A 9396-nucleotide genomic window follows, 5' to 3' on the forward strand; every position below is an offset into this window, starting at 1 on the left:
GAGCTAAGTACCCGAGCTAAATTTTTGCTAACCCCTTCCAGCGCCACCCCTCAGGAGCAAAAAGCCGAGCTCCGCCGCGCCCTGCTCAAAGCCCGTCAGGCGATGCCGCCGCAGATCTGGCGGCAGAAGTGCGATCGCCTCTGCCAGCATTTACAAAACTGGCCAACCTTTCAGCGATCGCGGCTGACCCTGGCCTACTGTAGCTTTCGCAATGAGCCCGACCTGGGGCCGCTGTTGCAGCAGCAGCGCCTCTGGGGGCTGCCCCGCAGCGAAGGCAAAACTCTGATTTGGCACCGCTGGTATGCTGGCGTACCCTTGCGTACGGGGGCCTACGGCCTTACCGAACCCGAGCCTTCTACGCCGCTGGTTTACCCCGACCAGGTGGACCTAATCCTGATCCCCGCCGTGGCCTGCGACGTACGCGGCTATCGGCTGGGCTATGGCGGCGGCTTCTACGACCGGATGCTGAGCCAATCCGCCTGGGCCAGCAAGCCCACCATTGGCGTCGTGTTTGAATATGCCCGACTGCCTAAGCTTCCGCGCGAGCCCTGGGATCGACGGCTGACTGGCATCTGTACCGAGAGCGGCCTGTACCTGGCCTGACCGCAAGGCTAGCGCTGCGGCCCCTAGCTCTCGGCAGTCGTCAGGTCGGCAGTCTCAATCGAGAGCTGCTGCGTCGCGTCGCCCCGCTGGAGCTTGATCTGGAGCTGCTGGCCCACCCGGACGTGATCGACCTGCTTTTGCAGCTGGTCTGCGCTGGCAATCGACTCGCCTTCAATTTCCAAAATCACATCGCCTCGGCGCAGGCCCGCTTCGGCGGCGGGGGTGTTAGGCAGCACCCGGATTACCAAAACGCCCGTGGTCTCGGGCAGCTGCACCGTCGCATTGGGATCTTGGTTGTTCCGCTTGGCCATGTCTGGCGTCAGGGTGGCAATCTGGACACCTAGATAGGGATGGGAGATGCGCTCACCGCGGGCCAGCTGCGCCTGAATTTCCTTTGCCTTGTTCACCGGGATGGCAAAGCCAATGCCCATGGCGTCGGCCCGAATCGCCGTATTGATGCCAATCACTTCTCCCTTAGCGTTGAGCAAGGGGCCGCCGGAGTTGCCCGGATTGATCGCCGCGTCGGTCTGGATGAAGTCGAGTCGCTTATCGGGAATGCCGACCGTCGCGCTGGATCGCTTCAGGGTGCTGACGATGCCCAGGGTGACCGTATTATCTAGGCCCAGGGGATTACCCACCGCGATCGCCCAGTCACCGACCGCCACCCGGTCAGAATCGCCCAGCGTCGCAAACGGCAGCGGCTCCTGCCCGGCGTCAATCTTGACCATGGCTAGGTCGGTCACCTCATCTACGCCTTCTACCGTGCCTTCAAAGCTGCGCCCGTCCTTCAGCGTCACGGTCACCCGGTCGGCCCCGTTGACCACGTGGGCATTGGTTAAAACATTGCCAATATCATTCACGATGAAGCCCGAGCCCTGGCCGCGCAGCCGCTCCTCCTGGGGAATTCGCTGGAAGGTATCGGGGCCAAAAAAGCCGCGAAAGAGCGGGTCTTCATAAAACATATCGGGGACGTTGCGGACAACGGTGCGCTCGGTATCAATTCTCACAACGGCGGCCCCGACCTGACGCACGGCGGCGGCGACAAAGCTCTCGGCGGGCAGATCGGCGGCAGTAGTCAGATCTTGGGCCTGGGCCGACAGCGGCCAAAGGGCAGGAATGAGGATCGCAATCAGCAGCGGCATCAGCCATCGCATCAGGACCTGACTAAAAATTGCGAGAACCGGTAGAAATTTCATCGTCTGCTGTGTCTAGAAGTGGGTAAGGAGTGGGATTGATTCTATTCTGCCAGTTTCCGCCGGGGACGTGGTGAAAGCGAGGACTCAGGCCCTGCTGGGTAAGCTACCCTATGGAGCAAGGCTGTAAGGTAACGAACCGCTATGGCGATTCTGACGGAGCGATCCCAAGCTCCATTTGGCAATCTTTGGGGGCAGGCGCGATCGCATCTACCCCACCCGCTGCTGACGGTATTGGCCCTAGGCCTGATTGGCAGCCTGGGAGGCTGTAGTGAAATCAGCCAAGAGCTGAGCCAAAAATCCTATGAAGCGCAGCTTGCGAGCTATCTCACTGCGAACGACGCTAAAGTGTATGGGGCTTACTGGTGCCCCCACTGCGCCGCTCAAAAAGAACGCTTTGGCGCTGCTGCCGAGCAAATTCCCTATGTCGAATGCGACCCAGAAGGGGCGAATGCTCAGCCTGGTCTCTGTCAGCAAAAGGCAATTCGCGCCTATCCCACCTGGGAGATTGGGGGCGCGTTCTATGAAGGCAATTTGCCCCTGGGCCGACTGGCCGAACTAAGCGGCTTTGACCCGCCGCCGGAATAGGGGCGCTGAACCGCTGCCCACCCGACCGCTGGCCTTTCTTTAGATTAAATGCCCATGCCTGACTATATAGACCCGCCTGCCCCCCCAGAAGCTGATTTTGACCGATTGGAACGCGATCGCGCCCACCCCCATCCGATCGGTCCCGCCACGTCTCACCAGCATGTCCACAGCGAAGAATCCCTCCGACGCATCACCAATCGGCTATCGCGCATCGAGGGCCATATTCGCGGCATCAAGACCATGGTGCAGGACGACCGGGCCTGCCCAGACGTGCTGGTGCAGGTGGCAGCCGTGCGGGGGGCGCTGGACCGGGTAGCGCGGCTGATCTTAGATGAGCACCTGAGCGAATGCATCACCCGAGCTGCGGCAGACGGCAATATTGAAGACGAGATCGAAGAGCTGAAGGCCGCCCTCGACCGGTTTTTGTAGCAGTTTGGGATGGGGTGACTCATTGCGTCGTAGGCTAGACCCGATCGAGCCGATAGTGGGGAAGCGGCGGCAGCTCAACGCTTATGGGGTCGTCCGGTCTGACCTCGCCTGAGGCGATAACGATGCCCATGACACCAGCCTTGCGGATCAGGTTTCCTTGCTCGTCACGCCCCAAGACGGCTGCCATCAGTCCCGGCTGAAAGCGATCGAGCTGGTGACAGGGGTTCCGTAAGCCGGTTATTTCAATTACTGCTGCGTTGCCTAGAAATAGCCGGGCGGCGGTTGGCAGAGCTAACAAATCAATCCCTTGAGTGGTGATATTTTCACCCATCTGCCCAGCCGATACCGCGAATCCGGCAGCTCGCAACGCCTCGTGGAGCTCAGAATGGATCAGGTGAACCTGGCGCAGGTTGGGCTGGGTGGGGTCGGCAGCGACCCGGGAGCGATGCTGGACGGTCTTGCCCTGGTGGGCGTCTCCTGCCACGCCAAGTCCCGCCAGCAGCTGAATGCTGGCCTGGTTGTGCTTTTTGAAGGTATGTGCCTGGCTGCGGCTAACCGCGATCGCCCGACCCTGACTCATGGCTGCCGAGTTTTGATTAAGGCTATAAGTAGATTATCCGTACAATCCATTCATTGACTAATTTTTTTATGGGATACCAGCCAATTGAAAACTACGGCATCATCGGCAACATGCGCACCACGGCGCTGGTGGGGCTGAATGGCTCAATCGACTGGTTTTGCTATCCCCGGCACGATTCTCCCAGCATGTTTGCGGCGCTGGTGGATGAGCAAAAGGGCGGCTATTTCAAGATCGAGTCCACTGTCGATGGCGACAACCACAAACAGTTTTATCTTTCCGAAACCAATGTGCTCGTGACCCGCTTTCTCTGCGACTGCGGCGTCGGCGAAGTGACCGACTTTATGCCCGTAGGCACGGCGGAGCTGCATCCGTGGATTGTGCGACAGGTCAAAACCGTCCGCCAAGAGATCCGCTTTCGGATGGAGTGCTATCCCGCCTTTGACTATGCCCGCCAGTCCCATAAAACTGAGCTGACTGAGCAAGGCGCCGTCTTCACGTCAGATTCGGGCCGCTTTGAGCTGGTCACCGAGGTGCCTCTAGAGGTGAATGAAAAGGGCGTCTGGGCCGAATTTACCCTGTCAGAATGCGAAACGGCGACCTTTGTATTTCGGGAATCATCCGAGCAGGGCGAAACCCCCAATCCTGAGATGGCCAACCGCCTGTTTGAGACGACGGTGACCTACTGGCGCAAATGGCTGTCCCAGAGCGTCTACAAGGGCCGCTGGCGGCGCTACGTCGAACGCTCTGCCCTAGCCCTGAAGCTGATGACCTATGAGCCCACCGGCGCGATCATCGCCGCGCCGACCAGCAGCCTGCCCGAGCAGATCGGCGGCGAGCGCAACTGGGACTATCGCTACACCTGGATTCGCGACGCGGCTTTTACCGTCTATGCGCTAATGCGGCTGGGCTTTACCCAGGAGGCCGCCGATTTCATGCGATGGCTAGAGGCCCGCTGCCAGGAGCTGGGCGAAGGCGGCTCCCTCCAGACCATGTACCGGGTGGACGGTCGCCTCGACCTGGACGAAGAGCAGCTGGACCTGGCGGGCTATCGCGGCTCGCAGCCGGTGCGGCTGGGCAATGGAGCCTACCAGCAGCTCCAGCTCGATATCTGCGGCGAGCTGATGGATTCTGCCTATCTGTTCAACAAGTACGGCACGCCGATCTCCTATGACTTTTGGGTGCATCTGCGCTATCTCACCAACTGGGTTTGCGACAACTGGCAGCAGGCCGACCAGGGGGTCTGGGAATCGCGGGGCGGCCCTAAACATCACGTGTACTCGCGGCTGATGTGCTGGGTCACGGTCGATCGCGCCCTGCGGCTAGCTGAGAAGCGGTCCTTCCCCGCCGAGCGGCAGCGCTGGTATCAGGTGCGGGATGAAATCTACGAAGAAATTCTAGAAAAGGGCTGGAGCGAAGATCGCCAGTCATTTGTCCAGGCCTACGGGCAGGAAGATCTAGACGCGGGCTGCCTGATTATGCCGCTGGTGTTCTTCATGTCGCCCACCGACCCCCGCATGATCAAGACGCTAGACGCGGTGATGGCCTCTCCCCAGCAGGGCGGCCTGACCTCTAATAGCCTGGTCTACCGCTATAACCCCAGCGAAAGCGGCGACGGCATCTCGGGCGAAGAAGGCACCTTTAACCTCTGCACCTTTTGGCTGGTGGAGGCGCTTACCCGAGCCGGTGCCTCTGACCCCGACAAACTAACCCAGGCCCGGCGCATTTTCGAGGAAATGCTCACCTACGCTAACCCACTCGGCCTCTACGCCGAAGAAACCAGCATCAGCGGCACTGCCCTGGGTAACTTCCCCCAAGCCTTCACCCACATCGCCCTGATCAGCGCCGCCTGGAACCTAGACGAAGCTCTAGACGGCAAAGCCTAGTTTTTTAAGGAAATGTCTTTTTCCTGGCAGGTGAGGAGAATGACATTGAGATTTATCCTAACGGCGGATGAAGATACCTATAATGAGCAAACCTGATTTTCAGGCCATGAGTCAAAAGGATCTGCGGGCATATATGTTGGCCCATCAGGATGACCAGGAAGCCTTTTATGCCTATGTAGACAGGCTATATGCAGAGGCAAATTGGGTCGAAATGCCACCGCTACAGTCTATAGATGACTTGAAAAACTATCCTGAGCTGGTTGAGCGAGTCCGCAGGCGTTCGGATTGGAGATGACGCAGTTTAAGGGGAGACGATGGAGCTAGCTTGGGACAGCACCGGAGGTTTGGTCATGCATTCGCTCTAGCCTACCGGATTTGATGATTGTCCCCTTGATGATTATCCCTTAGTAAACAGCTCATAGAGCGATAGCAGTAGCTCCAGCACAATCAGGATGACAATATACCACTCCAGGCGGATGCTGGTGTGCTGATGCCGGAGTTCTAGCGCCGTTTCGACCGTGCGCAAGACCAGCGCTAGCTTTTTCTCCAGGGTCAGATGACGCTCGCGAATCTCATACTCGTCTTCCACCCGGGCGAACAGCCGATCGAGCTGGGGATAGTCCCACAGCAGCTCGGGCTTATCGATGATTTCAGCCTGGCCGACAATTTTATTCTGGACAATCAGGGTATTGCCGATCTGCCGCAGCAGCTCTTCACCCTGCCGCTGGCGCCAGTTTGAGCGCTTCACACCGAGGGCGAAGGGCTCGATCTGAGCAAAAACCTCGGCGACTTCTTTTTCGTACTGAGCCAAGACGACGCTCTTAGAGAGCACATCGGCAATCAGCTGGATTCGTGGAATGTCGCACTGGGCCAGCAGAATGACGCCGTTCTCTACCTTGCCTGAATCAGTGGACTCGGGTCGCAGCGCCGCCTGCTCAGATTCGGGCTGCTCATAGGGATTGACGACTAGCGTTTGCAGCTGCTCCAGCAGCTCGGCTTCCTCGGGGTCAGAGAGGCCAAACAGGACCACGGTGCCATAGTCAAATAAAACCGCAGCGCCGTTTTCGCCCGCTTTAACGACGGGCGGCTCGGCCGCGATCGCGTCAAGGTCGGTTAGGTAGGCCAGATTTATCCGCTGGCCCAGGAAAAGGGCTCGAACGGTGACTTTGTCGTGGTCGCGAAATAGCTCAGTGGCCATAGGTTAAGACGTTCTATGCCGTTAAAGTTAGTGTTGTGCGTTCAGTCGATAAACGGATAAGCAGTCTCTGGCAGGTTGCTCGGCCCTGTGTCAATTTTCTAGCGACAAGGGGGCAACTTAAGAGCGAACCCGGCTGATCGTGACGGATGACCGGTTGCATAAACCCATAGGCCGAGGGACAATTTAAATCAGTCCATCCCAAAGACTTTAGCCTGCCTGCTCGCGTTTTCCCAATTATCTACCAATTATCTATCAGAGACATGTCTTCAGAATCTCGACTCACCTGCATACTCATCATCGAAGACAGTCAAGGCCGTCGAGAAATTTTACTAGACAGCTCTGTCTATTCAATTGGACGCGACCCCAAGTGCGATATCCGGCTAGCCTCTCAGTTTGTCTCACGCCACCATGCTACCCTAGTGCAGCTGCCCAAGGATGAGTCCTCCTTCTACTATCGGATTGTAGACGGCAATCTGAAGGGTAAGCCCAGCGCCAATGGCATGCTGATCAACGGACGCAAGTTCGAAGCCCATGACCTGAGAAATGAAGACGAAATTGTCTTTGGCCCTCAGGCCCGAGCCATCTACTATCAGCTGAAGCGAGACACCACCTCAACCTTACCTCCCGACGAGTTTGACATTACGCTGATCAGCCCCAACATGATCGAGGAAGAAGCCGAATAGCAAAGCTAGGAACTGGCGCAGCAGGCTAGGTCGCAGCGGCGTCAGAAATAGCCTGATTGACGACTTGAAAAACATCGTGGCAGTGGTTTTCCGCCCGCAGCGGCAGCTCTTCATTCTTGACGACTAGGTCAACCTTGGCCCCGCTTTGGGTCGTCGGTGGATTGATCAGCAGCTCCACCGTCGCCAGCTGACCAAAAGAGACCTGGCCCGGCTTTTCCTTGGCAACGATATAGCTAGAGTCTTCGTAAACTAGCGTTAGATCGCAGGACTGGAGTACCGCTACCAGAGACTGATGAACCTCAGGTAGGGACGATCCGGTAATAAAAAAGTTGGTGTAGCGCGCCATAGGTGCCTCAGGAGTTGAAACAACGACCCTCGATGTTTTTTGGGTATTGCACCCCACAGTCTTGCAGCGGGTCAGTTTTTAGAATGCAACCGTTTTATATCATAAGCTGTCTCCCCTTAGGCGCTTTTCAGCTCCTAAGGCGTCGCCCTATCATCCTAAATTTGACCCAAGCCGCTAGGATTACTGTCAGGATAACGCCGTCTATCAGTTTAGCAACGGCAATTTAGCAGTGGCGACATGTCATCAAGCTTAGGATCGAAGCCGCGATCGCTGACGGGCAAGCTAATCGTGTTCGAAGGGGGGGAAGGCAGCGGCAAGTCAACCCAGCTCCAGCGACTCTATACCTGGCTGAGAGAGAGCCCGCAGCTAAAGCAGCTTCAGGCTAGCGGGCGGGTCGGCGGCCTGATGGCTACCCGCGAGCCGGGGGGGACGGCGCTGGGTAGCCAGCTACGCCAGCTGCTGCTCGATCACGATTCGACCGCGCCGATCGACAGCCGAACGGAGCTGCTGCTGTACGCCGCCGACCGAGCTCAGCATGTGGCAGAGACACTGCGGCCGGCGCTAGAAAAAGGGTTTTGGGTGCTGTGCGATCGCTATACTGATTCGACCCTGGCCTACCAGGGCTACGGACGGCAGCTCGACCGGGAGCTGATTCGCGAGCTCAACCAGGTCGCGACCGGTGGGCTGGAAAGCGACCTGACCCTATGGTTAAAAGTAGACGCCGAGACGGGCCTTAGCCGACTCCAGCAGCGGCAGGCAGACCGCATCGAGCAGTCGAGCCTGGCCTTCCACCAGCGCGTTCAGGCGGGCTTTGAGGTCCTAGCTCTAGCCCATCCCCAGCGCATCGTCACCGTTGATGGCAGCCGCAGCGAAGCCGCCGTCGCCGTCCAGATTCAATCGCTGATCGAGACCCAGCTGCTGCAATGGTATCCCCAGAACTCGCCCCCCAACTCATAGGCCAGGACCAGGCCCTTACCCTGCTAGCGCGAGCTGTCGCGAGCCAGCGGGTCGCGCCTGGCTATCTATTTTTCGGCCCTGCTGGGGTGGGCCGCAGCATCGCGGCAGCGCAATTTGCCGAACAGCTTCTGGCCCCACCGGGGGCCGCCGACCCAACCCTGCAGCGGCGAATTCGTGATCGCAACCACCCAGACCTGCTCTGGGTCGAGCCCACCTACCTACACCAGGGCCAGCGCCTGACCTCGACTGAGGCGGCGGCCCAGGGGCTGAAGCGCAAAAGCCCCCCACAGATCCGGCTGGAGCAAATTCGCGAGCTGGCCCGGTTTCTCAGCCGCCCGCCGCTGGAAGCGACGCGCGCGGTGGTGGTGATTGAGGCCGCCGAGCGGATGGCCGAGGCGGCGGCAAACGCGCTGCTAAAGACGCTAGAAGAGCCGGGCCGGGCTACCCTGATTCTGATTGCCGAGTCGCAGCAGGCGCTACTGCCGACGCTGGTGTCTCGCTGTCAGACCATTCCCTTTCGGCGGCTCGGTGCCGAGCAGCTGGCGCAGGTGCTGCACCAGGTGGGCCAGCCGGAGCTGCTCCAGTCGGCCGAAATGGTCGCGATCGCGCAGGGCAGCCCAGGCAGCGCGATCGCCAGCTGGCAGCAGCTACAGGCTTTGCCACCGGAGCTGCTCGCCGCCGTAGCCCAGCCGCCCATAACGCTGCGGCAGGCACTGGAAACGGCTCGGCTGATCAATCAATCCCTCGATACCGAGACCCAGCTTTGGCTGATTGACTATCTCCAGTCGCGCTACTGGCAGCCGAGTCGTCCGGCTACGGCGCGGCAGGTTGAGCGGCTGGAAACGGCACGGCGCTATTTGCTGAGCTTTGTGCAGCCGCGGCTGGTGTGGGAAGTGGTGCTGATGGGGATGGTGGAGGGGGAAGAGGGGAGAGGAG

12 protein-coding genes are annotated in these 9396 nt (G+C 59.1%); 8 read left to right on the forward strand and 4 right to left on the reverse strand.

Going from position 1 to position 9396, the window contains the following annotated elements:
• The first annotated feature begins 24 nt into the window (after positions 1 to 24).
• Positions 25 to 603 (forward strand): 5-formyltetrahydrofolate cyclo-ligase, encoded by a 579-nt coding sequence (locus IQ241_RS21025; RefSeq protein ID WP_193911007.1) that lies wholly within the window; start codon positions 25 to 27, stop codon positions 601 to 603.
• Positions 604 to 626: 23 nt separating this feature from the next.
• On the opposite strand, the gene IQ241_RS21030 is transcribed toward IQ241_RS21025, so the two are convergent.
• On the reverse strand, positions 627 to 1745 hold the full coding sequence (locus tag IQ241_RS21030; RefSeq protein ID WP_390622481.1) for an HhoA/HhoB/HtrA family serine endopeptidase: 1119 nt from the start codon (positions 1743 to 1745) through the stop codon (positions 627 to 629).
• A gap of 195 nt (positions 1746 to 1940) precedes the next feature.
• Between IQ241_RS21030 and IQ241_RS21035 the strand changes: the two genes are divergently transcribed.
• Together IQ241_RS21035 and IQ241_RS21040 are read left to right on the forward strand one after the other, a co-directional pair.
• Entirely contained in the window at positions 1941 to 2384 is a 444-nt protein-coding gene (locus tag IQ241_RS21035) for a thioredoxin family protein (protein ID WP_193911011.1), read from the forward strand.
• A gap of 54 nt (positions 2385 to 2438) precedes the next feature.
• A complete protein-coding gene (locus IQ241_RS21040) occupies positions 2439 to 2813 on the forward strand; it encodes a metal-sensing transcriptional repressor (RefSeq protein WP_228021932.1) in 375 nt (124 codons plus the stop codon).
• A 34-nt stretch (positions 2814 to 2847) separates the two neighbouring features.
• Here the strand turns inward: IQ241_RS21040 and IQ241_RS21045 are convergent, their stop codons facing one another.
• A complete protein-coding gene (locus IQ241_RS21045; protein WP_228021933.1) occupies positions 2848 to 3393 on the reverse strand; it encodes an MOSC domain-containing protein in 546 nt (181 codons plus the stop codon).
• Positions 3394 to 3461: 68 nt separating this feature from the next.
• On the opposite strand from IQ241_RS21045, the gene IQ241_RS21050 reads away from it, so the two are divergent.
• Positions 3462 to 5276 (forward strand): glycoside hydrolase family 15 protein, encoded by a 1815-nt coding sequence (locus IQ241_RS21050; RefSeq protein WP_193911015.1) that lies wholly within the window; start codon positions 3462 to 3464, stop codon positions 5274 to 5276.
• Positions 5277 to 5358: 82 nt separating this feature from the next.
• On the forward strand, positions 5359 to 5571 hold the full coding sequence (locus tag IQ241_RS21055; RefSeq protein WP_193911017.1) for a DUF6887 family protein: 213 nt from the start codon (positions 5359 to 5361) through the stop codon (positions 5569 to 5571).
• A 102-nt stretch (positions 5572 to 5673) separates the two neighbouring features.
• Here the strand turns inward: IQ241_RS21055 and IQ241_RS21060 are convergent, their stop codons facing one another.
• Positions 5674 to 6474: an RMD1 family protein gene (locus IQ241_RS21060; protein ID WP_193911019.1), complete on the reverse strand. Its 801-nt coding sequence runs from the start codon at positions 6472 to 6474 to the stop codon at positions 5674 to 5676.
• 260 nt (positions 6475 to 6734) lie between these two features.
• On the opposite strand from IQ241_RS21060, the gene IQ241_RS21065 reads away from it, so the two are divergent.
• Positions 6735 to 7157 carry an FHA domain-containing protein gene (locus IQ241_RS21065; RefSeq protein ID WP_193911021.1) on the forward strand — a complete coding sequence of 141 codons (423 nt, stop codon included), beginning with the start codon at positions 6735 to 6737 and terminating at the stop codon, positions 7155 to 7157.
• A 25-nt stretch (positions 7158 to 7182) separates the two neighbouring features.
• Here IQ241_RS21065 and IQ241_RS21070 read toward each other — a convergent pair whose 3' ends face one another.
• Positions 7183 to 7503, reverse strand: coding sequence for a hypothetical protein (locus IQ241_RS21070; protein ID WP_193911023.1), 321 nt, complete (start codon positions 7501 to 7503; stop codon positions 7183 to 7185).
• 270 nt (positions 7504 to 7773) lie between these two features.
• Between IQ241_RS21070 and tmk the strand changes: the two genes are divergently transcribed.
• Together tmk and IQ241_RS21080 are read left to right on the forward strand one after the other, a co-directional pair.
• The gene (tmk, locus tag IQ241_RS21075; protein WP_193911033.1) at positions 7774 to 8460 is read left to right on the forward strand and encodes a dTMP kinase; all 687 of its coding nucleotides are present in this window, start codon (positions 7774 to 7776) and stop codon (positions 8458 to 8460) included.
• Positions 8427 to 9396 (forward strand): DNA polymerase III subunit delta' (locus IQ241_RS21080; RefSeq protein ID WP_193911025.1); only part of this gene is annotated, 970 nt, incomplete at its 3' end. The genes tmk and IQ241_RS21080, both read left to right, overlap by 34 nt.

Source organism: Vasconcelosia minhoensis LEGE 07310 (genome assembly GCF_015207255.1).
In the GTDB taxonomy this organism is placed as follows: Bacteria; Cyanobacteriota; Cyanobacteriia; order Phormidesmidales; family Phormidesmidaceae; genus Vasconcelosia; species Vasconcelosia minhoensis.

Coding starts and splice junctions, on each gene's coding strand:
- IQ241_RS21065 (WP_193911021.1), top strand. CDS start 6,735: ATGTCTTCAGAATCTCGACTCACCTGCATACTCATCATCGAAGACAGT.
- IQ241_RS21050 (WP_193911015.1), top strand. CDS start 3,462: ATGGGATACCAGCCAATTGAAAACTACGGCATCATCGGCAACATGCGC.
- IQ241_RS21060 (WP_193911019.1), bottom strand. CDS start 6,474: ATGGCCACTGAGCTATTTCGCGACCACGACAAAGTCACCGTTCGAGCC.
- IQ241_RS21030 (WP_390622481.1), bottom strand. CDS start 1,745: ATGCCGCTGCTGATTGCGATCCTCATTCCTGCCCTTTGGCCGCTGTCG.
- IQ241_RS21070 (WP_193911023.1), bottom strand. CDS start 7,503: ATGGCGCGCTACACCAACTTTTTTATTACCGGATCGTCCCTACCTGAG.
- IQ241_RS21045 (WP_228021933.1), bottom strand. CDS start 3,393: ATGAGTCAGGGTCGGGCGATCGCGGTTAGCCGCAGCCAGGCACATACC.
- IQ241_RS21040 (WP_228021932.1), top strand. CDS start 2,439: ATGCCTGACTATATAGACCCGCCTGCCCCCCCAGAAGCTGATTTTGAC.
- IQ241_RS21035 (WP_193911011.1), top strand. CDS start 1,941: ATGGCGATTCTGACGGAGCGATCCCAAGCTCCATTTGGCAATCTTTGG.
- IQ241_RS21055 (WP_193911017.1), top strand. CDS start 5,359: ATGAGCAAACCTGATTTTCAGGCCATGAGTCAAAAGGATCTGCGGGCA.